Consider the following 25,962-nt stretch of genomic DNA (forward strand, 5'->3'; position numbering starts at 1 on the left):
CTTTGAGAATTATTGGGAGAGGCAATTCCAGAACGCTTTGTAATTAAAATTACCCTCTAAAGTAAGGGTTTTGTCAACTTCCCACAGATGTTATAATGAATGAAATTATTGAATTCGCTAAAAAGCCGATCGTCGTAGCAACTCCCCAACCATCCTGCTGGAATTCAAAATAGTCACCAACGGCAGGAACTTTTTAGCCACCACATTATTCAAAAAGATTGAGCCTCCAAGCGCTGTGTCATTTTTATCTACACGCAATCAATCACCGACGACCATGAACACCTCAATAAACACGTCTAAATTTGGCATAAACCGGATGCTGCGACAATCGCTGTTGCTTGGCATCTTTTCTGCTGCAGCTTTAGCTAGCGGATGGGCGCCCGGTTTGTACACACAATCCCCAAACCTCGTTTTCGGAGCAGCAGCCCAAGCTCAAGAAATTAGCAGCGAAGAAATTACTAGCTACGCTCGCGCTGTGTTGGCAATAGAACCCAGACGGGTGGAAGCTTATAACGAAATTAAAAGAATGGCTGGAGGCTCGGTTCCCAGAGTAGTGTGCAACGAAACTCAGGAAATTAATAGACTGTCTGGAAATTTTCGTGGCATCGCAGTGAATTACTGCCAACAAGCTAAAAAAGCTATCGAAACCTATGGTTTGACAGTTAGTCGCTTCAACCAGCTTACTTTGCTCCAGCAAGCGGACCCGGCAGTCAAACAGCGAATTCAAGCCGAGCTCCTGCGACTGCAACAAGCGGGCAATCAATAAGCTTGATGGTTTGAGTCTTTCTTCCTCTCCCGTTCTATTAGACTTCTCCATAAAAGCTTGTTAAGGGCAGGCAGGATGCCTAACCGCTACCTCCCCCCAACAATATATTGGAGATTTAAATTGTTCGAGTTCCTAGACGGTAGGCAAAATTTTTTGAAAAAAAAGCGATCGTCTGCGCTCCAGTGCTTGACAAAATAACATAAATTTGGTAATAAGACCAGAACGGGAGCGGTTAGAGAGATGAATATTTTTCAACTTGCTGTAAATCGGAATGAGATATAGCGATCGCCAACACGATTAAGACGTTTTTAATTTATGAAACATGAGCTGAAGATTGGAACTTCAGTCTTCCTTATTCCTTCGGCTATAAAAAAGATATTCCTCAAAAACTCAAGTTCAAGTGAATTGCTCTGAGGAATAGAATATAAAAATGCTAACCTTCACAAAACATTTACCTGCAAATCCCGATGCTATTGTCAGCTTTACTTTACAAATGACATCGGACGATCGCACTCGCAGCCGTCACCGATTCGAGACGGAGACGGGGGAAAAGCTGCACCTGAGTTTGCCCAGAGGTACGGTACTGCGCGATCGAGATTTATTGCAGTCGGAAGACGGTAGCTGTTTGGTACTGGTAAGTGCAAAACCCGAATCGGTGCTAACAGCGCGGGCATCAAGTCCGCTGCTACTGATGCGGGCGGCTTATCATTTAGGAAACCGTCACGTAGCTTTAGAAATTGCCGATAATTATTTAAGACTTTCTCCCGACTCTGTGTTGCAGGGAATGCTCGAAAAAATGGGTTTGGAAGTAACAGAGGAAATTGTGCCGTTTCAGCCGGAAATGGGCGCTTACGGGCACAGCCATTAGATTTTAGATTTTAGATTTTAGATTTTAGATTTACTCCCACCCTGGAATCCGAGGGCTTATAACCAAATTAGTTTCGGTCATTCAAGAAAGAAGAAGTCAACAGTCAACAGTCAACAGTCAACAGTGAACAATCAACTTTTATGTTTGTTACAGCTAGCTTTTGCACCTGTAGGAGCTTATAGTTATTCTGAGGGAATCGAAAGCCTGGTAGAAACCGGTGCGATCGACAGCGAGATTACTTTGAGAAATTGGTTAGAAAATTCGCTGCAATTCGGGGCTGTTCGAGTAGAAGCCGCTGTGGTGGTAAGGGCTTTGAGGGCGGCAAAGATAGGGGATTTGACGGCTTTGAATTACTGGAATGCTTGGGCGACTGCTACTAAGGAAACAGAAGAGTTGCGCTTGCAAAGTTGGCAAATGGGGCGGACTTTGGTCAGGTTGCTGCTGGATTTGCGTGAAGCGAAGCTATCCCGCAGGGAATCGCCCGTTGCTTCTGAGTTAACCACAATTGTAAAAGAATTTGTGGAATCTGGCAGCAATCAGTGCAATTTTGCGATCGGCTTTGGTATTGCCGCCGCAAGTTGGCAGATTGAAGAAGAAGCGGCCGTGTTAGGATATTTGTACAGTTGGGCTGCCAATTTGGCGAGTGCGGGCGTGAAACTGATTCCCCTCGGTCAAACAGCCGGTCAACAGTTATTGTTAGATTTGCAGTCTCAAATTAGCTGCACGGCGCAAGAAGTTTTACACTTAGAAGATGATGACCTGGGTAGTTGCAGTTGGGGTTTAGCCCTAGCTAGTATGGCGCATGAAACTCAGTACACTCGGTTATTTCGGAGTTGAAAATCAGAAAATCTAAAATCTAAAATCGTTATGGGTGCTTTTCGTGTAGGAATTGCTGGGCCGGTTGGTTCGGGAAAAACTGCTTTACTTGATGCTTTGTGCAAGGCGCTGCGGCAGCAATACCAGATTGCGGTTGTTACTAATGATATCTATACTCAGGAAGATGCCCAGTTTTTGGTTCGGAGTCAAGCTTTGGAGAGCGAGCGCATTTTGGGCGTAGAAACGGGAGGCTGTCCCCACACAGCCATCCGCGAAGATGCTTCCATTAACTTAGTAGCTATAGAAGAGTTAGAGCACAAATTCACTGATTTAGATTTAGTCTTTGTAGAAAGCGGCGGCGATAACTTGGCGGCAACTTTTAGCCCGGAGTTGGTGGATTTGACAATTTACGTAATCGATGTGGCTGCGGGCGATAAAATTCCGCGCAAAGGCGGGCCGGGAATTACTAAGTCGGATTTATTAGTAATTAATAAAACAGACCTCGCACCTTATGTAGGAGCAGATTTAGGCGTGATGGAACGGGATACGAAAAAAATGCGAGGCGATAAACCTTTTGTTTTTACTAACTTGAAGACCAAAGAAGGATTAGAATCAGTAGTTAAATTCATCCACTCCCATATCGCGTAAAACCTCAGCCTTCATCTGCCTTCATCTGCGTTCATCTGCCTTCATCTGCGGTTAAAACCCCTAAAAAATATCACCTCACCACCAATTCTTTGACCAAATTAGCCAAACGTTCTGTACTGTCTCTGACTGCTAATTGAGCAGCAGCTTTAGACATTTTTTCCAAATAGTCGGAATCTCTTAACAAATACAACACTTTGCTTTGCAACACATCTGCTGTCAGTTCGCTTTGACGGAATACCACGGCGGCGCCGGCTTTAGCAAATACTTCCGCATTAAATCTTTGGTGGTCGTCAGCGGCGTGAGGAAAAGGAATTAAAATAGAAGGTAGTCCCGTCACTGCTAATTCTGTCAGAGCACTCGCGCCCGATCGACTAATTGCTAAATTTGCTCGCTGCAACAAACTCGCCACATTGTCGTAAAATGGCATCGACAAATATTGCTCGTGTTTCAAACTTTCAGCATCCGGGTCATTATTTCCGGTGAGGTGAACCACCCAAGCACCGGCATCAAACCAAGCCGGAGCACACTGGCGCACTAACTTATTGACTGCGACAGCACCTTGAGAGCCGCCCATGACTAAAATTACAGGTACACTGTCAGGAATTGGCAAATTTAGAGGTTGGCGGGCGAGGAATTGCGATCGCACCGGTGTACCAGCAACCACGGTTTTGGCGCGGGGTAAATGCTGGGCTGCTGCTTCAAATCCGATCGCCACAGCAGTGCACAAAGGACTAAACCAGCGCGTCACCTTCCCGGGAATTGCATTAGATTCGTGGAGAATTACCGGCAAACCCAAAGAACGGGCCGCTAGAATTGCCGGTGCTGCGATGTAACCGCCGGTAGTAAAGACTCCCTGAAAATTTCCCGCTTTGAGCAACTTCCGCACCTGAAGGACCGATCCGGCGAGTCCGCCCAAAATTCGCAGTGTACCGAGCCCAAATCCCTGCTGAAAGCCTTCAACGGCGATCGTGTGGAGGGGGTAAAGGGATGAAACTAACTGGGTTTCCATGCGGTCTGGGACTCCTAGCCATTCGATCTCACAGTCGTTCAACTGCCCAGCGGTGGCGATCGCGGGAAATAAATGTCCACCAGTGCCGCTAGCTGCAACCAACAACCGGAGGGGGGCTTTTGTCAAGGTATTTGTTTCTTTTTTTACAAGTACAAGTTCCACAGGTCGATCAATTTTATATTTGAGGTTTTAGATTATTATGCTTATTATTCCGGCAGTTTCAGCCAATTTTGAATCAGCCATCTAAAATTAGATTGTGCCGTGTCCCTGCTTCCGTTGTCAGTTTTCGTTGCAGGCGAACAGTTGCCCAAGCTACGACCCCTGACAAATAACCAAATTATCATCTAATGCGTAATTTTTTGAATTTAGTGCCAAGTGCCTCTCAGTATTTTTCCAGCCGTCGGGACAAAAAACCCGATCGCGCGATCGTTTTTGGCTTTAACTGCGGGCAGTCGATCGCTCAAATGTTGTTATGTTTAACAGTGGTAAGTGCTGGCGTGCTGCATCCTAGTGCGGCAAGAGCGATCGGTGCGATCGCGGCGACTCCCCAAACGATCGCCCAAACCCCTGCAACTGCGCCTGCCCCACTCACAAAAGTGCTAACGCAAATTGACGCAGCGGCCAACCGGCGTGATGTCAAAGCAGTCATGGCATTTTACAGCCCGAGTTTCACTCATTCTGACGGCTTAAACAGCCAAAGCATGGAAAAAGCCCTCACCCAACTCTGGAATCGATATCCGAGTTTAAATTACCGCACCGAGATCAAATCTTGGAAAACCGAAGGTAGCGCAATTCTCGCAGAAACCATAACTACAATTGCCGGCACTCAAAAAAAGGATGGCAGAGAATTAACTCTCAAAGCTACCATCCGTTCCCAGCAGCGCTTTGAAGGTGAAAAAATAGTTAGTCAAGAGATTTTAGCAGAACAAACTCAGCTTAGTTCTGGGCAAAATCCTCCCACAATTCAAGTGAATTTTCCGGATCAAGTTAAGGTGGGCGAAGAGTACCATTTTGATGCCATTGTGCGAGAGCCGATCGGCGATGATATTTTAATAGGGACTGTTTTGGAGGAACCCATTACCGAAAAAACCTTTTTTAATCCCTCAGAAGTCGAGCTGGAGTTGCTAAATTCCGGGGGAATTTTTAAAGTAGGTAAAGCTCCGGCTACGCCCGAAAATCGGTGGGTTTCAGCAGTTTTGATGCGACAAGGCGGAATTGCAACAGTTAGTGTGCGATTGCGGGTTGTCAAATAATAAAATAGGTGTTATGGGCATAGGGCATGGGGCATGGGGCATGGGGCATGGGTAATGGGTGATTGGTGATTGGTGATTAGTAAGTTGTATAGCGGTTATTAGTCACACGAGGTACATATTTGAAGATAAAAAATCTCATTAAAGGAATTAAACATACCTCACTATAGCAATCCTAAATGAGTCGTAAATTTTTGACCCCACCCCAAACCTCCCCTTATCAAGGGGAGGGAGTAAGAAATTCACACATGATTTAGGATTGCTATATAGCGATAAAGGCTATAGCAAATAACAACTAACAAATAAAAAAACTAACAAATAACCAATGACGACAGTCAACAGTCAACAAACAGTCAACAGCCAACAGTCAACTAACAACTGACAAAAAATGATTTCTATCCAAAACCAAATTGTTTTCATTACAGGTGCGAGTAGCGGTATCGGAGCAGCCTGTGCCAAGCTATTCGCCAAAGGAGGAGCCAAACTAATTTTAGCAGCCCGCCGCCTTGAAAAGCTCGATCGACTGGCAAACGAACTTGTAGAAACAAAATCCATCGCATCGGCGAACGAGATTTATTTGCTAGAATTGGACGTGCGCGATCGCCCGCAAGTGGAATCGGCGATAACTGCGCTTCCCGATGCCTGGAAAAGCATCGATATTCTGATTAACAATGCGGGATTGAGCCGTGGTTTAGACAAACTGCACGAAGGCAACTTCCAAGATTGGGAAGAAATGATTGATACCAATGTTAAAGGCTTGCTTTACATGACTCGCGCGATCGTGCCGGGAATGGTAAACCGAGGTCGCGGCCACGTAGTGAATATCGGCTCCATAGCAGGCCGCCAAGCTTATCCGAAAGGTAATGTTTATTGCGCTTCCAAAGCAGCAGTGAGAGCTATTTCCGAAGGGTTGAAACAAGACCTTTTGGGAACACCCGTGCGCGTGACGGAAATAGAGCCGGGTTTGGTGGAAACAGAATTTAGCAATGTCCGGTTTCACGGCGATGCAGAAAAAGCCAAAAATGTCTATCAAGGATTGACACCGCTGACGGCGGACGATGTAGCCGATGTAGTGTATTTTTGCGCGACGCGAGCGCCCCACGTCAATATTAGCGAAGTCTTGCTAGTTCCGACAGATCAAGCTAGTGCAACTCTGGTTCACCGAAAAGAGTTGTGAGTTTTTAGTGGTAAGTGTCCGGATTGCGCTCGAATTCTCAGGAAGCTTAATTGGTAGATGCACCCTGATTAATTAACTCCCGACCAATTTTGGTTCGGGGTTTTTTTTGCGATCGCACGCCCTCGCAAAAAATTCTCCCATATTCTGCCAAAGTGTCCTGAAAGAGGTGCTGTGAGGCGGGAGATTAAATTAGTAGATGCACCCTGATTAATTAACTCCCGACCAATTTTGGCCGGGTTTTTTTTTGCGATCGCACGCCCTCGTCACAAATTATTGCAAATTCTGCCAAAGTGTCCTGAAAGAAGTGCTGTGAGACGGGAGACTAAATTAGTAGATGCACCCTGATTAAATAACTCCTGACCAATTTTGGTTTGGGGTTTTTTTTTGCGGTATCCAGGGTGATGCTGAAGAAAGTTTGAGGTTGTCCGGATTGGACCTCCAATTCTCAGGAAGCTTAATTGGTAGATGCACCCTGATTAAATAACTCCCGACCAATTTTGGTTTGGGGTTTTTTTTTGCGGTATCGACGGTGATGCTGAAAAAGTTTGAGGTTATCCGGATTGCGCTCGAATTCTCAGGAAGCTTAATTGGTAGATGCACCCTGATTAATTAACTCCCGACCAATTTTGGCCGGGTTTTTTTTTGCCGATCGCGCCCAAAACCACGAATTTTCGCAAATTTTCGCAAACTGTCCGGAACAGGTACACCTCAAACCGGAGACTAAATTAGTAGATGCACCCTGATTAATTAACTCCCGACCAATTTTGGCCGGGTTTTTTTTTGCCGATCGCAAGCTGAGCCACAAATTTCCGCAAAGTCTACCAAAGTGTCCTGAAAGAGGTGGTGTAAAGCCGGAGACTAAATTAGTAGATGCACCCTGATTAATTAACTCCCCACCAATTTTGGTTTGGGGTTTTTTTTTGCCGATCGCACGCCCTCGCCGCCAATGTTCGCAAATTCTGCCAAAGTGTCCTGAAAGAGGTGCTGTGAGGCGGGAGATTAAATTAGTAGATGCACCCTGATTAATAAACCCCAGCCAATTTTGGCCGGGGTTTTTTTTAGCTCAAAAGCTGCATTAACCAATTAGGCTAATTCGCCTCAAAAGACTGCACCTCAAGAACCGGGCCGATCATAGCAAAAGTCATCACATCCTTACGCACTTCACCTTTAACACTGACTTTCAAACCAGCTTTTTTCAAATCAGAAGGAGCATCCTTAAGTTCGTAAGTTTCCCCATCTTCGCCGACCAAAGCCCAAGTACCGGGACCCAATCCTTTGCGTTCAATTACACCTTTGACAGTAATACTCATGCCGATCGCACCTCTGTTTTAATTGCTAAACGTGCCAATCCAAAACACAGTAAAGCATTGACAATCAAGAATGTTTGTGATACCAAACCTGTACCCAATCCCCAGACTGCGGGCGACAGGAAAGCATTCACCGCTAAACTGCTGGCAAAACCGATCGAAATTGCGATCGCGATCCACTTCCACTGTTGATGTCCCAACAGCAAAGCAATCAAAATCCCAGGAATCAAAACGCTAGCAAAAAAGGGATTCAGCATACTGCTGCCATTAATTGCGCCGCCGAGTTCGGGAATAGAACTGCCCATCACCCGCATCGGCCACTGTGGCAAGTCAAATACAAACAAGTTGCGGAGGAAAAAGAACCCAGAACTGCCAGCCATCAAGCCGCCGGAAAAGCCCCAAGTCCACTGGAACGGAAAATAATTCCGCATAAAGAAAGCCAGCAGGTAAGAACCGAGCACCATTGCAATTTTAGGCAACAGGGCGACTGCACCGCCGTCAATCCAAAAGCGGGGGTTGAGATACCCGTTATCGCGCAGCCAGCGGAAGAAATCGCGGAAGTTGATTTGTCCGCGCTGGGCTAGCTGAACTGCAGCGGCGGCGTCTAGGTGTCCCGAACCAAAATGGTTTAACGGATCTTCAGTGACATTTCGCGAGGACTGCAAGAGTACGCTGCGAATTTCGTCTGGTTCTGTGATGCCGGAGGCCTTGACAAGGGCTGCAACGGCGGCAACGTGGGGAGAAGCCATGCTAGTGCCTTGGTAGCCTTCAAAGACTTCGGCGCCTGTTTCCGGGTCGATCGTACTTTGCAGGATCTTGCCCATTTCAGAACCGCCGGGGGCTGCAATGTCAACCCCAGCACCGAAATTGGAATAAGTGGCTTTTTCGTCGTCGGGGCCGAGGGCGGAAACGCCGATGACGTGGGGATAGCGGGCGGGATAGGAAGCGGAACTGTCGCCGGAGTTGCCGGCGGCTGCGATGATCACAACGCCTTTAGAGTGGGCGTAGTCGATCGCCTCTTCCATTAACTGACTTTCACCGCCGCCGCCTAAACTCATGTTGATGACATCTGCGCCGTTGTCAGCAGCAAATTTGATCGCTTCGGCGATGTCGGAAACCGTGCCGCCACCGCTGCCGCTTAACACTTTTAGCGGCATTAAAGCTGCTTCGTAGGCAATGCCTGCGACGCCGTAATTGTTGTTAGTTGATTGGGCGACTGTACCGGCGACGTGAGTGCCGTGGCCGTTGTCATCGTAGGCTTCGGCGCGATCGTTTACAAAGTCGTAGCCCGGTACAAATTTGGTTTCTTTTAAGTCAGCGACTGGAGTAATACCCGTGTCAATTATCGCTACTGTTGTGCCGCTGCCTTTGGTTTCGTTCCAGGCCGATTCTACATTGATGCTGCGGAGATTCCACTGCTTGGTATACATGGGGTCGTTGGGAATCTCGAAAGCGCTGTAGACGTAGTTCGGTTCAATGTATTCGGTATCTTTAGCCAAATTTGATTTTTTCAGGGCGTTTAGCAAAGTGCGATCGCCCTTAACTACATATACATTGTCGCCCGCTGAGAATTCGCTGTTGAGTTGCGGTGCGACTTGGTACTGTTGGGCGATCGCATTTACTTCTTTCGCAATCTCAGCAGCACCCAAATCTTCGCGGAAATCCAGCACAATCGAGTCGTAAGTGCCTTGAGTAGCAAGTCCTGGGAAATTAGAAATCGCCCAGCCGAGCCCGATTAAAAATAAGCACAGAAGGAAAAACTTTTTCATTGCCGATCGTCCGTTTAGGGAAGGCGTGTTCACCACAATAACCCAATTTTCACCGCCAGCGCCAGTTTTCCTTGCTGTGGCTTATGGATATCTCGCACGCGGGCGTTTGGTAGTTTTCGGCGGTGGCTGTTGCTCGAACAAAAATTGCTCTAATTTCTCGTTTAAATTGCAGAGCAAGTTGTAGGAGTTCAATTAATTGTATCATGAGAGAAGATGACCAACAGAACAAGCGAGTATTTTCAACAAGGGTATTGCATGGAAAGAGGTTTAATGTGGCTGCCGCTGCTGGCAATTTTTATTTCTCTGGCTTGGGCTGGATGGAACGAGTATCAAAAGCTTGAAGCCTATCGTGTCTGGGCCGAACAATTCGCTAAAGCCAAGTACGATATTTATGCTGTACTCGGTCAGCAAGAAGACAGTTTAACGTGGGGAAAACCTACTCGCAGCGGGCCGGTAAATTTGCAAACATTTTCTTTAAAAGACGTGGAGTCGCTGCGGTTGTTAGTCAACTCTCAGGCAGTTGATTTAGAGTCCCCGCCGAATTCGGGAAGTCCAATCGCCCTCGAATTTTTGTTGAAAGATGCTGCTGCAGTGCAGGTTCCTTTTACAGAAATTCTTCTAGCGACTAAATGGGGAAAATACTTGCAGCAAGAATTGCAGCGCTTTAGGTAAAAACCCTCTCCGGCGGGGCAGCGTATAGGGAGCATCTCAATGAAAGCAACCAACCTAGAAATTGGAGTTTTGAGGCAGGAGACAGGAGGCAGGAGGCAGGAGGAAACAGGAAGAAGGAAAGAGCCAGAAGAACTGTTTTTACAAATATGAGATGCTCCTAGCGTATAAGATGTTAACTCTGCTGCTTTAAGTTACAAAAGTCTGTAAAACTGGTAGTAGAAATAGAACTTACGCAACAAATCCTTTGAACTGCCATCTATAGGGTAAAGTACCCACAGATCACCCGGAGGACATGAGTTCTTGCAGTAAGTAGTAGGAGTAGTGTCCCCGTGCCTAGCCCGCTCGTGCTCCGTGCGTACCTTACAGTTAAAGTTATTGACCAGCGCGTCCTAAAACAGCTAAATTGCCAGCCCCCCAATCAGCGGAATGCAAACACAAGAATTTTTACAGCGCTATCAACAGGGAGAGCGCAACTTCGGTCACATTGACCTCAGCGGCGCTAGTTTAAGCGGTGTTAACCTGCGAGAAATAGACCTCACTGGTGCTAACTTGACCGGTGCTAATTTGAGCTGGTCTTTTTTGAGCAATGCCAAGTTGATAGGGGCTTGTTTGCGGCGCGCGGATCTCCGCAGTGCGGGGCTGGCTGGAGCGAATCTGAGCGGGGCAAATTTGAGCGGGGCAAATCTTGCTAAAGCGGATTTACGCCTTGCTTGTTTGGAAGCAGCAGAACTAAATTGGGCCGCGTTCCCCGAAGCGGATTTGGGCGGTGCTAATCTTCAAGGAGTTAAATCTGACCAAATTAATTTTGCCGGGGCTAAACTCGACGGCGCGAAGTTGATGGCGGCGGAATTGATGGAGGCGAATCTCAACCGCGCCAGTCTTGTTGGTGCTAATTTAACGGGCGCTAATTTGCGGGAAGCGCATTTAGTGGAAGCGAATTTGCGATCGGCAATTTTAATCGGTGTAAATTTGATTGAATCTGACTTAAATGGCGCTCAAATGCGATCGGCAAATCTGACGGGCGCTGACTTGCACCGAGCTATGCTGGCGGGGGCGGATTTGACTGAGGCGGTGCTGGATAACGCTGATTTGAGTCGAGCTAATCTGGCGGGTTCTTATTTATTGAAAGCGAGTTTTAAGAAGGCACTTTTGCTGCGAGCTAACCTGGAAGGAGTGTATTTGCTGCGGGCGGATTTGAGCGAAGCTAATTTACGCAGTGCAGATTTGCGGAAAGCTGATTTGAGCGGCGCTTATTTGATGGATGCGATGTTAGGTGAGGCGGATCTAAGAGAAGCTTGTTTGATTGAGTGCCGTTTGATTCGGACGAATGTGGAGGGTGCCCAGCTTACGGGTTGCTGCATTCAAAATTGGCAAGTTCAAGATGTCGATCTGTCGAGAGTTGACTGCAGTTATGTTTTTACTCAATTTGATTATATTGCGAAAGTGGCGGCAAATCGCTTTCCGGTCGATCGCGATTTTGAGTCGGGGGAATTGGGGCGTCAGCATCAAGAAGACAGTTCTATTGTGAAGGTGTCTTTTGCCCAATCTCCTAATTGGGAGGCTCTGGTATTTACGCTGCGTCGAGTGGAGTTGGAGAGCCGCGAACTTAAGTTGAACGTTCAATTTTTTGAGTCGGCGGGAGAACAAAGTTTACTGAGGTTGAGTGCGAACCGTTTGGTGAACGGCAAGATTTTAGGCGATCGCATTTTGGAGCTTTATCCAGATATGTTGGAAAAGGTTTTAGCCAAGGACGCTGAAATTTTGAGTTTGCTCGACTTGGCTATTCCTAGTAACAGTGTGGAGCCGACGGAGCCGAGTCACAAGGAAATATTGCTCAGAAGACAGGAAATCTACCAGCGGATGGTCCGCCAAATTTCGTTTATTTTGATGTCTCAGGCGCCGGATAAATTCTCCGAAAGCGTGCAGCGGCTGTTGGATTATTTGAAGCAGCAAGGTATCCCGACAGAGCAGATTCAAAAGAAAGTCATCAGTCAGGCGATCGTGCAGCGGGCAAAGCAAGATCCGGCTTTTCGGGAACAGTTGCTCAGGTGGGAGAAAACGGCGTCCGATCGCGTTCGTTGTTCAATGATGGGGGAAGCGGTGCGGTATGCAATTAGCCTTTTAATCGATGATTAACAGTTAATCGTTAACACTTGAAGCCGGCGACCGGCGAAGGCCCGGATTTGCTCATCGGCGTCGGAAACTGCCAGCGATCCTGCAGGGAGGCAAGCAATACCAAGTTTTTGGGGAACAGTTGCTCAAGTGGGAGAAAACGGCTTCGGATTGCGATCGTTGTTCGATGATGGGGGAAGCGGTGCGGTATGCGATCGGCCTTTTGTGGGAATAAATTGACATAGAAGTGAAAAGCCTGTATCACAGTGTAGACTTTTTATTTTTGAGGTAAAAGTTGATTAAGATTAGTTATGATTCCGAAATTAATGCTCTCTACATTAAATATATCTTTTATCGTAGCTTAAATATAGCTTTTGCATCATCACCAATATCTCGATACTGTTCGCTGCAACACGGTTGTTAGGCTGCGTGCTTTACCGTTTTGGCTGTCATTAATCCCCAAAACCAATTTATTTTATAGCGTTCTATATACACATCATTGTACCCAGCATCTTGTAGGATTCGCCTGCACTCTTGTTCGCCATAAGTCTTGAAGTGGGCGCGATCGAATCGACGGAGAAATATATCGAAAATACGGCACGTCCAATAGTCGTCACACCAATCTGTAATGACCAACTCCCCACCTGAACGAAGAACGCGGCGCATTTCTTGAAGTGCAGTCATAGGCTGATGAATGTAGTGAAACATATTGCATGAAATCACGACATCAAACTGTTCATCCTCGAAAGGGAGCTTTTGGGCCCATCCCTCAGACAATTCAATGGTTGCCGGAAGTCTCTGTCGAGCAACTTGCAACATTTCTGGCACTGGATCGACACCAAACAATCGAGATTGTGGGTAAGTCAATGCAAGCTGCTGAAGAAGTATACCTGTACCGCAACCGACATCTAGCACCCGATCGGTCGGTTGTAGTGTAAATCGGTTGAGTGTTTCTTGGGTCGTCGCTTGAATGTAGAACGACCATTTGACATCATAATCAGAAGCTAAACGCGAGTATTCTTGAACAACTGGATGGTTCTTGTGCAGATGGTTATCAGACATAGCATTGAGTTATTTGGCCACTATTAGCTGTTAGGTTCAAATGACTGACTGTATCATTGTTTCTTCTCATCGCAATTAATTTTAACTTCTATGTCTAATGGATTAGTTCCGTTTACCAGTGTTGGCTCCTGAGTCGGCGATCGGCTAAGGCGCGGATTTGCTCGTCGGCGTCGGAAACTGCAAGTGATAGTGCATTACTCCCAAGCAATACCCGGTGTTTCGGGAACAGTTGCTCACGTGGGAGAAAACGCCGTCCGATCGCGTTGGTTGTTCGATGATGGGGGAAGCGGTGCGGTTTGCGATCAACCTTTTGTGGGAATGAATAGACTAAGATGGAGATATAAAAGACTTAAGGTAGCTATCAAGACAATCTGGCGTATCAGCATATTGAGATAAGTCAGAAATAATGTTGCTTTCTGATAAAGATAGAACAACCTTGAATTTTCGAGTGAAATAAGGGTAGTTACCTTTGTTAGCTTCATGCTTAAGCTTTTCGAGAAATTTCCGCAGAAATTCAATCTCAAATTTACCTCGGAAGCTTTTTTGCCTTGTACTACTTCGTAACTCGGTTAGCCTTGCATCTAGTTCTTCTTGAGAGATGGCAATTGCACCCGGAAACATCCTATACAACTCATCAATTACATACTTTTGTGTGATTTGGTTCAAGTCAATCTTTACAAAACGCGACACACTTATACCTGAGATCTTGAGTGGACTAGACTTATCTCTTTGGCACGCAATCCAAGTATTTAGCAATTCAACAGCATTATGGAACTCCTCTTGCAATTTTATATACAAAGAAACACATCTTTCAAAATTTTCATCCGACTCCATCAGCTTAAATTCGCTTCTCAAAACCTCAGAAAAACACTGAACTGAGGTGTAGAAGTTTTCTATCGAGTAGCATGGAGTTTCATATATTTCGTTTAAGCCTATCTCACGAATCGATTTATCAAAGTCTCTATCTATAAAATAAGCTGCTCTAACATTTGCATAATACTTTCTGGATGAAAGCATTTTGTGGATTCCTAAAACTCCATCTTTGCCACTACAAGTCAAATAAAAATCCTTTTCAGGTTTTATAATATTTTTGATCCTGACTCCATAATATTTACTGTCTTCTCCTTCAAAAAAGCAATATAGCGCCGATGGATATTGTTTGTATAATCTAGTAAATTCAGCAAATACAACTACCGCCTTATCTCGGGATGCCCTTAAAGTGTTTACAGACGACATTTATTTATTTCTCTATCACAAATGTATCTAGATCGTTAGCATTTAAATCTAGTTCGTTATCGAAGATGAATGGAGAATGAGTAGCAGCTAAGAGTAATTTACATTTACCTGACTTCAAAATATGTGGAAGTAAAAGCTTTTGCCACTCTATAGAAAGCGATAACTCTGGTTCATCAAACAGCAAAATAAAGTCTCCGGAAGACTCTAAATAAATTCTGGAAAACAAAGATATAATTTGCTTTTCACCAGAAGAAAGATTTTTAATATCAATCTGGTTATTATTGCGAGTTTGTATTATTGATATCTCTACATTAGCCTCATCATAAACAATGCGTTTTTTGTTCAAATACTCATTACATATTGTAGCAAACTGATTGATAGAATCATCCTTCTCTTTTTGCTGCTCATATAAACCAACCAATTTTGATAAAAAATAGACTAATTGCTCATATTTACCAGAGTTTATTTCTTTTGAACTCACCAGTTTCTCAATTTTACTTCGGTCAGAAATTGATATATTATTTTCACCAACACGGCTTAGAACTATATTTAAAGTCTCTGGTTGAATGCTGTCTCTCATTTCTTGAGTAATCGCAATACCCTCTACAAACTGAGTTAAAATTTCACCCGTCACTTTTGAAAATAAATTGAGTGCTGAGTTTTTAATTGTTGTTTTAATTTTGTCAAATCTATCAATTACATCATTCATTCCAAATTGGATCAGCTTATCTTCTCCTTCCCCAAGGCTTAATCGATCAACTCTCTCATCTTCGTATCCTAAATTTTTTAAATCTTCTTCGATTCTTCTATAGGTTGGAAAATATAAAACTGACTCGTTCAAGTTTTCTTGAATAGTGGTTATATTTTTAGAAATTTCACTTTTTTGCTCTATTTTTTTCTCATCTCTAACTCTTAAATTCACTTCTCTCAGCAAGCTGTTCAAATATTTAGGTGGAATAGATATTCTATATCTATCTATTAATTCAAATATGCGTCTCCGAACCGATTCAGAGGATGAACTTTTCCTGAGTTCTCTCTGCAACAGATCTATTTCTCGAATATGTAAATGGCGTTTAAGAAAAGACAAAGTATCAAAAATATCAGGCTCATACCACAAATTTAAGTCACTTTTCTTAATTTCAACACTAGCGCCTGAGGTAAACTCAAGAACTACTGACTCAAACTCCACGGTACTTAATTTATCAAATTTACAGGAGATTGAATAGTAAAGTGTATTGAGAATGGTAGTTTTCCCCGAACCATTTTCTGCAATCAGAATTACTGCTTCTTTATCAAAAGGTATCGCCACATCCTTAAAGCCAAATAAGCCGTTAATTGCAAATGACTTTAACTGGCTGGAGTTGGGGTGTTCACCTAGTTGCATAGTTAAGTTGTCCAGCTTGTGAACTTTTATCCATCATAGTCAACAATTAGAAACACAACATCTGCATAACTGTTTATTACACTGCAACTGCGGTCTAGTACGCGATTATAGCGTATGAAACCGCAATTGTTTCTGTTTACCAGTCTTGGCTGCGGAGCCGGCGATCGGCTAAGGCGCGGATTTGCTCGTCGGCGTCGGAAACTGCCAGCGATCGCAACAAAGGCACAACTCCCGGATTTTCGGGATAATGTTCGATAATCGCTTCGAGTGCTGTAAACCTGGGATTATAAGGAAAAGAACCGTTTTGATTGTCAACATCGCTCAAAGCTCGATCGCGCAAAAACTCAAACATTCCCGGCTCGTCTTTCCATCCCCGCATTAACTCTACCAGGGCCATCGCCCGCACCTGCGAATCTTCATCTTTTTGAGCTCTACTTTTGACCCACTCGAAAGTTTGAGACTGATTTGTCCACCCGCGCGCTAACTTTTGCAAAGCCATTTGCCTGACAGCCGGACTCTCATCGCCCTCTGCTTTAGCCTCCAGCAGCATCCAAGTTTCAGGATTGTCTGGCCAGTTGTAAGCGAGTTCAAGCACCGCCGCTTGCCGCACCAGCGCTTCCCCAGAATCGAGCTCAATTTTCAGCCAAGGCAAGGTTTCTGGGTGGTCTGGCCAGCGCCGCACGATCGCCCGTACCAGCACGCTCAGCAGGTGAGAATCATGCTCACACTCTACCCGGCTTTTGAGGAAAGGCAGTGTCTCGCCGCGGTGAGACCAGCGTTTTGCGATCTCTTCCACGGCAGTTTCTCGGACGTTGAGGTGTCTGTCTGACTCGGCGAGATTTTGCAACCAAGCAAAGACTTCGAGACTGGCTGACCCCAGTGCGGCGACAGCTTCCACTACTACTTGCCGCACAGTCCAGTAATCCTCGGAATCAGCTATTTTTTGCAGCAGGGGCAGGGTTTCTGGGTGGTCGGGCCAACCTGCGGCTATCTGTTTTAGGGCTATTTCGCGCAGGTCGGCGTCGCTATCGCCCAATGCTATATTTTTCAAAAAAGTCAGAGTTTCGGGGTTGCCCGGCCAGCCAGAGGCAATTGCTTGCACTGCTGCGCGCCGGACGCTCGAACTCGTATCGGACTCGGCTTTAGTTTTCAGCAGCGGGTAAATGTCGGGCTCGCCGGGCCAGTGCGAGGCCAATTCTTCTAAGGCTGCTGTCCGCACTTCTTTGCTGCTGTCGGATTCGGCTAGGGTTTTCAGCAAGAGGCAAACGTCTGCCGCGGCGGGCCACCGCGCTGCCAACTCCCGCACCGCTACTGTTCGCAGGATAGAACTTCCTGTCTGGGCAAGGTTTTTGAGCAGGGAGGCCGTGCCTAAAAGGCTGTGCCAACCTCTGGCTATTCCTTGCCACGCTGCGACTCGCACTCCCAAATTTTCGTCGGATTCGGCGGCGGTTCTCAGCATCAGCAAGGTATCTGTGCGATCGGGCCAATTAGAGGCCAACTGTTCGAGTGCTGCGGTGCGGACTGCGGGACTTTGATCAAACTGAGCCAGGGCCGCCAGCAGCGGCAAGGTATCGCTGGTGTCTGGCCAACCCGAAGCCATTTCTCGGACACAGGTCGATCGCACTGCCCAGCTTCCATCGGATTTGACGAGGTTTTTGAGCATCAGGTAAATTTCTGGCTGGTCTGGCCAACCACGGGCTATTGCTTCGACTGCTGTGGCTCGGACTTCGCCGCAGTCACTGGAGTGAGCGAGTATTTTCAGCCAAGGTAGGGTTTGCGGGTCGTTTTTCCAAGTTTGGGCGATCGCCGCGATCGATCGATTGCGAATTTGATAAGTTTCCTGCAATTCTTGAGCGCTTTGATAAAGAATCAGGAAACCCGTGCCGTATTGCGATAACTTTTTTAAAGCGTTTAACAGTTTTTTTTCGGTTTTTTTATTAACCTCATTTTTAACTTTTAACAGGCATTGCGCTGCTAAAAACAAATTAATAAATTTTTCTTGTTGACCGTTTTGAGCTGTGAGATATTCTATAATTTTGCTCGCTGTTTCTTTGTCGAGCTTAGCTGCAATTTCTCTGAGGACTTCGTGCAAAGATTCGTCCCGCCAGTGCTGGCCGAAAACTTCTATGTTGAGCTCGCCCCAAGTCAGTTGACCGATTGTGAGTTGGGTATAAATTAACTCTGCTACAGTCTGGGGATTATTTTCGGAAACAAGTTTTTTTAACAACATACCGATACCCTGCCCCTGAAGTTTGTTTGTATTGACAATCCTCGCCTCAGCTCCGATATTAGTGGAGATTTTTTTGAGCGAGCCGCGAGTATGGAACCAATCGACTCTATTTTAGACGAAAAATACGGAGTCGGGAGGGCCCCAATGCAAAATCCGCCAGCACCCACAGGAATGTTAGGTGGTGGCGGATGGCGATCGAATAATTAAGCCGCTGAATCTAACTAACAGCTACTTGGACGCGATCGGCTACAACCCGAACCGCAAAAGTAGGAATCTTTACCGTTTCATCGTCCAGACATTGCCCGGTAGTCAGATTAAAGTTTTGTTTGTAAATGGGAGAAGCAACTTTGAGAGTGCCGTTGCGATCGCCCACAATTCCCCGCGACAAAACAAAAGCTTTGCTAAACGGGTCGTAATTGCTAAGCGCATAAACTTCCTCCCCGTTTCCCACTCGGAAAATCGCCACTTGTTCGCCTTTAACTAAAGCGCAAACTCCAGTATAAGGGGCGATCGCATACAGAGAACACACATCTACCCAAGTTGTTACTGTATCCGAAACTTGTAATGATTGAACCATCTTCTTTTCCTGTTAATTTACTTTAATCTCGTTCCCAGTCTCCGGCTGGGAACGTAGGTTTCGAGGCTCTGCCTCGCCGAAGGAGGCTCTAGCTCAGGGTTTTAGGAGGCAGAGCCTCCGGGACTTCATTCCCAGGCAGAGCCTGGGAACGAGATTAAGCGAGATTAAATCTTGCTCCCTCCCCTGATTCAAGGGGAGGGCTGGGGAGGGGTTATTCCGAAACTCCAACCAGAGCCTTTTCATGTTCGTTAGCAGGCCGCGTTTGTCCCCGTTCCGCAACACGAACAATACTCGGATCGGGCAAATCGGAATTCACAAAATGCTGGAACCGCTGCACCTTTTGTGGGTCTTCAATCGTCGTTTTCCACTCACATTGATAAGTATTCACTAAATGTTCCATCTGCGCTTCTAATTCAGCACAAATGCCCAGAGAATCCTCAATTATCACCTGTTTTAAGTATTCAATCCCGCCCTCAAGCTTATTCAACCAAGTAGCAGTGCGTTCCAATCTGTCGGCGGTGCGGATGTAGAAAACCAAGAATCGATCGATATACTTAATCAGCGTTTCCTTATCGATATCCGTCGCCAGCAAAACCGCGTGCTGTGGCTTAATTCCCCCGTTGCCGCACACGTACAAATTCCAACCATTCTCTGTCGCAATGATCCCAAAATCCTTGCTTTGAGCTTCCGCGCATTCGCGAGTGCAACCAGAGACAGCAGATTTGAGCTTGTGGGGCGATCGCAAACCACGATACCGCAATTCAACCTCGATCGCCAAACTCGTTGAATCCTGCACCCCAAAGCGGCACCAAGTGCTACCAACACAAGATTTTACAGTACGCAGAGCCTTACCGTAAGCGTGTCCCGACTCAAATCCCGCATCAATCAACCGACGCCAAATATGGGGCAATTGATCCACGCGAGCTCCAAACAAATCAATCCGTTGCCCGCCAGTTATCTTAGTATAAAGCCCAAAATCCCTGGCAACTTCACCCAAAACAATCAACTTATCTGGCGTGATTTCTCCCCCCGGTATTCGCGGCACCACCGAATAAGTACCGTCGCGCTGAATGTTTGCCAAAAAGTAATCGTTCGTATCTTGCAAACCGACGTGAGACTTCTCTAAAATATGGTCATTCCAAGTAGAAGCCAGCATCGAACTAACAGCAGGCTTGCAAATTTCGCAACCCTTACCTTTGCCGTGTCTTTCAATCAACTCCTCAAAGGTTTTAATCTCTTGAGAACGCACTAAATGGTACAATTCTTGACGAGAATATTCAAAATGCTCGCAAAGATTATTTTTGACTGAAAACCCAGCTTTCTTCATCTCCGCCTTGAAGATATCCGTCACCAAAGGCACGCACCCGCCGCAGCCGGTCCCAGCTTGAGTGCATTTCTTGACGCTGGCAACATCGGTTAAATTGCGATCGCTAATCGTTTCACAAATCTGCCCTTTGGTAACATTATTGCAAGAACAAATTTGAGCCGAATCCGGCAAACTGTCTACTCCAAAACCCGCCGATACTCCCCCTTCTCGCGGTGGCATTAACAAATCTTCTGGATGCGGCGGCAGAGCAATTTCATTTTGCATGAATTGCACCAAAGTGCCGTAAGCCGAAGCATCTCCCACGAGAATTCCACCTAAAATCCGGCTGCCGTCTTGATTTAAAACTAATTTTTTGTAAATGCCTTGGAAGGTGTCAGTGACAACAATCTCTTTAGCATCGGCCGACTTGGGAAAAGGATCTCCAAAACTAGCGACATCCACCCCCAATAGTTTAAGTTTAGTGGACATATCCGCACCTGTAAAAGTGCTTGTGGAACGGGCATCTTGCCCGTCATCCGCTACAATGCTCAAAATATCTGCTGCTACGCTTGCCATTGTATACCCAGGCGCAACTAAGCCGTAGATGCGATTTTGATACAGCGCGCATTCTCCGATCGCATAAATGTCAGGATCGGAGGTTTGGCAACTATCATTAATCACAATGCCGCCGCGTTCTCCTACTTCTATACCGCAACTTCGGGCAATTTCGTCGCGGGGGCGAATGCCCGCAGAAAACACTATCATATCTGTTGCCAATTCCGAACCGTCAGCAAACAGCATTTTAGTAACTTTGCCATCTTCGCTGACAATTTCTGTTGTAGATTTGCTGGTATGAACCGAAACCCCCAACTCTTCTATTTTGCTGCGGAGAATTGCACCGCCCATCTCGTCAACTTGCACGGGCATCAGCCGCGATGCAAACTCAACAACGTGAGTTTTTAAGCCCATATTTTGCAGAGCATTAGCACACTCTAGACCTAACAAACCGCCGCCAATTACTACACCAGTTTTGCAATTTTTAGCGTAATCTAACATCGCTTCCAGGTCATCAATTGTCCGGTAAACAAAAGTTCCTGTAGCGTCTTTGCCTTTAATTGATGGCACAAATGGATAGGAACCGGTCGCGAGAACAATTTTGTCGTAGGGAACTTTTAAACCGTTGGCTGAAGAGACTATTTTGTGTTCCCGGTTAATGGCGACTGCTTTGTCGCCGATGTGAATTTGGATGCCGTTTTCTTGATAAAATCCCGGTGCAACTAAAGATAAATCTCCCGCTGTTTTGCCAGAGAAAAATCCGCTGAGGTTTACGCGATCGTAAGCAACGCGCGGTTCTTCACAAAAAGTAATTAAATTCCAGTGTTTGGCAGCATCCGAGCTGACCATTAACTCTAGGAACTTGTGACCTACCATGCCATTGCCGATTACAATGAGGTTTTTTTTGGCTGTCATTAGAATCTCTTTTATCCCGTTTATCAGTCGTTGGGTTTATTAATATAAGACTTTATTGTAAACTTTTGTACTTATATATACCAAAAATGGATGTTTATGCAATTGTCGAATAGTCCCGATTGCATTTTTGCATGGCATGATGTGTGCGATCGACTTAAGTAGGTGCGTCAGTGGATTTTAGATTTTAGATTTTAGATTTTAGATTTTCTTCACAGTTAAGAATGGTGCGTCAGCTAAGTGTTTTTGACAAAACGATTAACATTTTTACTGTGACGCACCTTACAGTTTTCTAATTTTTAATTATTATTTAAGCTCCCATGCTCGAATACTGCTTCAAGCCCTGTCGCCAAAGCCAGCGATTCCACACAAAAAACACCGCACTCCAACCAAACATTACCAACAAACTGCGGCCTACATCTACGGGCAATCCGATCAAGATTGAAGCGGGAAAATGAATCAAATAAGGAAAAGGGGTCCACAAAACTACTTCGCGCACGGGTGCGGGAAACACTTCTAACGGCGCGGTAATTCCCGATAAAAACAGGTAAATTAAAGACCAGAATTGCTCGATCGCACTTGCCCTTTCCAGCCAAAAAGCAAACAGCGCAAAAGTATACTGTATCAGAAACCGCAAACAAAAAGTCAAGACGATAACCAACAAAAATAGCAAAAACCTGCCCAAACTCGGCAGCCAAAAAGACTGCGGGTAAATTGCAAAAAATAGCAGCACTAATCCGAATACAAAGGGCAGCCTTGCAAACCTTTCGGAAACGTGAGATACGAAGTGGTGCCATACGGGATCGAGAGGCTGCAACAATCTATTAGATAGCTTGCCTTGCACTACTTCCTTTTCAAACTCCCAAATTACCCAAACTACATTTACTTGCCTGACAATGAAAGTGGCTAAAAAATAACGGGCAAAGTCGATGGAATTCAGCCCAAATTGACCAGTCTCGGCCGCCTGCGTCCAAACACCCATCAAGATAAATGGCAAAGCTCCCGACAGGGCCCACAAAAACAATTCGGCCCGGTATTCGAGCATATAAGCGTAGTAGGTAAATAACAAAGTTTTAGAAATTTTGAGGGATTTTGTCATATCATTTTTAGATTTAATTTTTCAGTTTTAGCAACGGGCAAGATGCCCGTTCCACACAACATTGAAACTCTAGTGGAACAGGCATCTTGCCTGTTCAACTTTTCAGTGTTAGCAACGGGCAAGATGCCCGTTCCACAAAACATTGAACTTCTAGTGGAACAGGCATCTTGCCTGTTCAATTTTTCAGTGTTAGCAACGGGTCAGATGCCCGTTCCACAAAACATTAAAACTTTAGTGGAACAGATATCTTGCCTGTTAGGGAGAATGAAACCAGCCAAAAACATTACACTTTTCCCGTGCGGAAAACGCGACCGATTACCTCTTCAATGGGCGGGTCAGTAACAGTCAAATCTATCACTTCCAACTCCGCCAAAATCTTCGCCACGCTCACCGTCAGTTCTTCCCTTTTCACTAAAAAACGCACCGATTGTCCCTCAATAGATTCTACCTCCCCGTAAGCAAAAGCACTATCTTTTGCCAGCGGCTTAGCTAATTTTACCTGAACTTCCCGATAAGGTGCAAACCTGTCGAGCAATCCGTCTAAACTGCCATCATAAACTAATTGCCCTTCATGGATTAACAAAACGCGCTTGCACAAAGCAGTAATGTCCGCCATGTAATGGCTCGTCAACAGCACCGTTGCTTGATAGCGCTCGTTATATTCTCGCAGAAATTGCCTGACGCTAAACTGTGCATTTATATCCAAACCTAAAGTCGGTTCATCTAAAAATAATACTTCCGGCTGGTGCAGCAGCGCCGCCATCAATTCAGCTTTCATGCGTTCGCCTAAAGAAAGCTTTCGTACCGCCTGATTTAACTTGCCTTCTAGTGACAGCATCTCTGTCAATTCTCCGACTCGCCGCCGATAATCTGTATCGGGAATGCCGTAGACAGCGGCATTGATTCGCAGAGAGTCAAGCACTGGTAAATCCCAAATTAACTGCTGTTTCTGCCCCATCACTAAGGTGATTCTTTGCAGAAAATCTGCTTCCCGACGAAAAGGAGTGCGATCGCACACTCTCACAGTACCAGCCGAGGGATAAATCAAACCAGTCAGCATTTTCAGCGTAGTAGTTTTGCCCGCACCGTTAGCACCGAGAAACCCCACCACTTCCCCCGGTTCAATACTGAAAGAAACGCCCTCAACTGCTTTGATATTGCGGTAAGTGCGACTAAAAAAGTGTCGCACTGTTCCTTTAAGCCCGGGTTCTTTAATCGCTACCGGATAAACTTTGCTCAAGTCTTCAACTAAGATAATTGGCATCGGTTCAAATTTTAACTTTTATTTTAATCTAGGGTATTTCCATCAGGCTTGTGCCAAGATGGAGCGATCTAGCTGTCTAGTATGGTACGCCAGGGATTGCTCGATCGCTCACAGGAAGTAACTGTGTTCTGGCGCACCCTAATAAGCTGTAGAATATTGCACAATATCCATGCTCACATTGCACCAAGTTTACAAATATGGTACTCACCCCAGATAATTCAGGCATCTCTCGTTTGGTAGGAGACAATTCTTCTGAAAATATTACACTTGCACCAGGACAACTTGCTAGTTTTCCTGGGGGACTTTGGATGGTGGGCGGCAATGATACTGTCAGGGGCTCGTCAGATGCAGAACGGATTTTCGGCAACGATGGTAAAGACAGTCTGTTAGGCGGTGTCGGCAATGATTCTATTTACGCCGGCAAAGATGATGACGATGTTTTGGGAGAAACTGGCGACGATTTCTTGACAGGAGATAGAAATAGCGATTTCCTTGATGGGGGTGCGGGAAATGATTTGCTGCGCGGAGGACAAGGTGTTGATTTGTTAGTGGGCGGAGACGGTAATGATACTTTAATTGGCGACAGAGATGTGGATATTTACCAAGGTGGTGCAGGGAACGATGTATTTGTTTTGAGAGTCGATCAAGCGGGAAGCAGAGTAGTTGGAATTGAAGTTCCTGACGCGGTAATTGTGGATTTTGATAAGTCTAGCGATTCGATTGGAATTAGTGTGGCATTTACCAGCAGCAATATTTCCTTGGAAGAGGTAAGTTATAGCTTGAACGATCCGAGACTGCTGCTGATCGATCCTGCAACTGTAACGGGGGGAACGAGTTTGTTAGCCAAGGGTGGCATCTCGCGGCAAAGTCTCGATCCCGATGGCAACGGCCGTGTGGAAGCTACTAATATTAGATTTGGTTTTACTAATGCTTTGTTGGGTACTGTGTTGAACGTGACCCCAGCCGATTTAAACGGTCGTTTTATTAATGCTAGTTCTTTGCTTTGAAGCAGCTAATTGATTAATTATCTCTCAAGAACGGGCAAGATGCCCGTTCCACAAAAAAAACTTAGTTCCTGTGGAACAGGCATCTTACCTGTTCTTCAGTTGCGTTTTTCCATTGCCCACTGCATCAAACCGGGGAACAAACGATAAGCTTCCGATGCCAAAAAAGCAGGGCCGACGGTAACTTCTGCACGCTGATTTTTCACAGCATCCCAAATAGCTTTAGCAATATCTTCTGGCTGAGTTGCCCACTCAGATTTCAGCATTTGGCTCATTTTCTGGCGGCGCAATTCGACTCCGGGTTCGTCTCGATCGCGAAATTGAGCTCTTTCTAAAAAATCGCTATTAATCAAGCCGGGATGCACGGCGCAAACGTGAATACCTTGAGGCGCTAATTCCAATCGCAAAGTTTCTGTTAAACCGGTTACTGCATATTTGCTGGCACAATAAGCAGTCATTTGAGGCAAAGGCATTTTGCCACCAATAGAACCAACATTAACTATTGTCCCAGTTTTTCGTTGCAGAAAATGTGGCAAAATTTCTTGAATTGTGTTAACGCATCCCCAAAAATTGGTATTCATTAATTGCTGCCAGTCTTCGGAGGTAGTGTGCTCGATCGCCCCCGCGAGACAAATGCCAGCATTGTTAACTAAAACATCGATGTTGCCGCAGGCATCTAGGGCTTTTTGGACGATCGCCCGCACTTGGTGAATGTCGCCGACATCCCCCGGAATAGTTACAGCGGAAGTACCTTCTCGCTGCACTTGAGCCGCTGCTGCTGCCAATCTCTCTGGCTGGCGAGCTACCATCACTACATCGTAACCTTTACTTGCAAATAAAATTGCTGTTGCTTTGCCACTTCCTTGAGAAGCGCCTGTAATCAAAACTGTAGGAGCCATAGATAGTTATAAATTGTAAGTGGTAATTGTTTTTTTGCGA

At 45.7% G+C, this 25,962-nt stretch carries 21 protein-coding genes; 9 read left to right on the top strand and 12 right to left on the bottom strand.

Translation table 11 applies throughout. The features are described from left to right. The first annotated feature begins 274 nt into the window (after positions 1-274). The 4 genes from QUA71_RS09980 (at position 275) to ureG (ending at position 3,098) form a co-directional block, all read left to right on the top strand. Entirely contained in the window at positions 275-766 is a 492-nt protein-coding gene (locus tag QUA71_RS09980) for a DUF4168 domain-containing protein (RefSeq protein ID WP_333284491.1), read from the top strand. 430 nt (positions 767-1,196) lie between these two features. Next, positions 1,197-1,634, top strand: a complete 438-nt coding sequence (gene ureE / locus QUA71_RS09985; RefSeq protein WP_333284493.1) for an urease accessory protein UreE — start codon at positions 1,197-1,199, stop codon at positions 1,632-1,634. 123 nt (positions 1,635-1,757) lie between these two features. Then, positions 1,758-2,471 carry an urease accessory protein UreF gene (locus QUA71_RS09990; protein WP_333284495.1) on the top strand — a complete coding sequence of 238 codons (714 nt, stop codon included), beginning with the start codon at positions 1,758-1,760 and terminating at the stop codon, positions 2,469-2,471. A 30-nt stretch (positions 2,472-2,501) separates the two neighbouring features. Further along, positions 2,502-3,098, top strand: coding sequence for an urease accessory protein UreG (ureG, locus tag QUA71_RS09995; RefSeq protein ID WP_333284497.1), 597 nt, complete (start codon positions 2,502-2,504; stop codon positions 3,096-3,098). A 70-nt stretch (positions 3,099-3,168) separates the two neighbouring features. On the opposite strand, the gene murG is transcribed toward ureG, so the two are convergent. Beyond that, a complete protein-coding gene (gene murG, locus QUA71_RS10000; RefSeq protein ID WP_333284499.1) occupies positions 3,169-4,233 on the bottom strand; it encodes an undecaprenyldiphospho-muramoylpentapeptide beta-N-acetylglucosaminyltransferase in 1,065 nt (354 codons plus the stop codon). A gap of 221 nt (positions 4,234-4,454) precedes the next feature. On the opposite strand from murG, the gene QUA71_RS10005 reads away from it, so the two are divergent. Then, positions 4,455-5,360: a nuclear transport factor 2 family protein gene (locus tag QUA71_RS10005; RefSeq protein ID WP_333284501.1), complete on the top strand. Its 906-nt coding sequence runs from the start codon at positions 4,455-4,457 to the stop codon at positions 5,358-5,360. A 385-nt stretch (positions 5,361-5,745) separates the two neighbouring features. Then, the gene (locus QUA71_RS10010; RefSeq protein WP_333284503.1) at positions 5,746-6,534 is read left to right on the top strand and encodes an SDR family oxidoreductase; all 789 of its coding nucleotides are present in this window, start codon (positions 5,746-5,748) and stop codon (positions 6,532-6,534) included. Positions 6,535-7,622: 1,088 nt separating this feature from the next. Here the strand turns inward: QUA71_RS10010 and QUA71_RS10015 are convergent. Together QUA71_RS10015 and QUA71_RS10020 are read right to left on the bottom strand one after the other, a co-directional pair. Beyond that, the gene (locus QUA71_RS10015) at positions 7,623-7,844 is read right to left on the bottom strand and encodes a hypothetical protein (RefSeq protein WP_006634386.1); all 222 of its coding nucleotides are present in this window, start codon (positions 7,842-7,844) and stop codon (positions 7,623-7,625) included. Then, the gene (locus tag QUA71_RS10020; protein WP_333284505.1) at positions 7,841-9,610 is read right to left on the bottom strand and encodes a S8 family peptidase; all 1,770 of its coding nucleotides are present in this window, start codon (positions 9,608-9,610) and stop codon (positions 7,841-7,843) included. Before QUA71_RS10020 ends, QUA71_RS10015 begins: the two co-directional genes overlap by 4 nt. A gap of 255 nt (positions 9,611-9,865) precedes the next feature. On the opposite strand from QUA71_RS10020, the gene QUA71_RS10025 reads away from it, so the two are divergent. Next, positions 9,866-10,282 carry a hypothetical protein gene (locus tag QUA71_RS10025; protein ID WP_333284631.1) on the top strand — a complete coding sequence of 139 codons (417 nt, stop codon included), beginning with the start codon at positions 9,866-9,868 and terminating at the stop codon, positions 10,280-10,282. Positions 10,283-10,708: 426 nt separating this feature from the next. Next, positions 10,709-12,418 carry a pentapeptide repeat-containing protein gene (locus tag QUA71_RS10030; protein WP_333284507.1) on the top strand — a complete coding sequence of 570 codons (1,710 nt, stop codon included), beginning with the start codon at positions 10,709-10,711 and terminating at the stop codon, positions 12,416-12,418. 396 nt (positions 12,419-12,814) lie between these two features. On the opposite strand, the gene QUA71_RS10035 is transcribed toward QUA71_RS10030, so the two are convergent. The 8 genes from QUA71_RS10035 to QUA71_RS10070 form a co-directional block, all read right to left on the bottom strand. Beyond that, complete coding sequence (locus tag QUA71_RS10035; protein ID WP_333284509.1) at positions 12,815-13,456, bottom strand: methyltransferase domain-containing protein; 642 nt, start codon at positions 13,454-13,456, stop codon at positions 12,815-12,817. Between the two features lie 327 nt (positions 13,457-13,783). Further along, positions 13,784-14,692: a DUF4435 domain-containing protein gene (locus QUA71_RS10040; RefSeq protein WP_333284511.1), complete on the bottom strand. Its 909-nt coding sequence runs from the start codon at positions 14,690-14,692 to the stop codon at positions 13,784-13,786. Positions 14,693-14,696: 4 nt separating this feature from the next. Then, a complete protein-coding gene (locus QUA71_RS10045; protein WP_333284513.1) occupies positions 14,697-16,076 on the bottom strand; it encodes an AAA family ATPase in 1,380 nt (459 codons plus the stop codon). A 136-nt stretch (positions 16,077-16,212) separates the two neighbouring features. Beyond that, positions 16,213-18,306, bottom strand: a complete 2,094-nt coding sequence (locus QUA71_RS10050; protein ID WP_333284515.1) for a HEAT repeat domain-containing protein — start codon at positions 18,304-18,306, stop codon at positions 16,213-16,215. A 217-nt stretch (positions 18,307-18,523) separates the two neighbouring features. After that, complete coding sequence (nirD, locus tag QUA71_RS10055; RefSeq protein WP_333284517.1) at positions 18,524-18,883, bottom strand: nitrite reductase small subunit NirD; 360 nt, start codon at positions 18,881-18,883, stop codon at positions 18,524-18,526. A gap of 211 nt (positions 18,884-19,094) precedes the next feature. Beyond that, a complete protein-coding gene (gene nirB / locus QUA71_RS10060; RefSeq protein ID WP_333284519.1) occupies positions 19,095-21,659 on the bottom strand; it encodes a nitrite reductase large subunit NirB in 2,565 nt (854 codons plus the stop codon). A 307-nt stretch (positions 21,660-21,966) separates the two neighbouring features. Beyond that, a complete protein-coding gene (locus tag QUA71_RS10065; RefSeq protein WP_333284521.1) occupies positions 21,967-22,755 on the bottom strand; it encodes an ABC-2 family transporter protein in 789 nt (262 codons plus the stop codon). Positions 22,756-23,038: 283 nt separating this feature from the next. Next, positions 23,039-24,019 carry an ABC transporter ATP-binding protein gene (locus tag QUA71_RS10070; RefSeq protein ID WP_190663456.1) on the bottom strand — a complete coding sequence of 327 codons (981 nt, stop codon included), beginning with the start codon at positions 24,017-24,019 and terminating at the stop codon, positions 23,039-23,041. Between the two features lie 197 nt (positions 24,020-24,216). Here QUA71_RS10070 and QUA71_RS10075 point away from each other — a divergent pair, with 197 nt between their 5' ends. After that, positions 24,217-25,026 carry a calcium-binding protein gene (locus tag QUA71_RS10075; RefSeq protein ID WP_333284523.1) on the top strand — a complete coding sequence of 270 codons (810 nt, stop codon included), beginning with the start codon at positions 24,217-24,219 and terminating at the stop codon, positions 25,024-25,026. Positions 25,027-25,121: 95 nt separating this feature from the next. On the opposite strand, the gene QUA71_RS10080 is transcribed toward QUA71_RS10075, so the two are convergent. Further along, positions 25,122-25,922, bottom strand: coding sequence for an SDR family oxidoreductase (locus QUA71_RS10080; protein WP_333284525.1), 801 nt, complete (start codon positions 25,920-25,922; stop codon positions 25,122-25,124). Positions 25,923-25,962 lie beyond the last annotated feature (40 nt).

The sequence above is a fragment of the Microcoleus sp. MON1_C5 genome (genome assembly GCF_036701875.1).
Lineage (GTDB): Bacteria > Cyanobacteriota > Cyanobacteriia > Cyanobacteriales > Microcoleaceae > Microcoleus.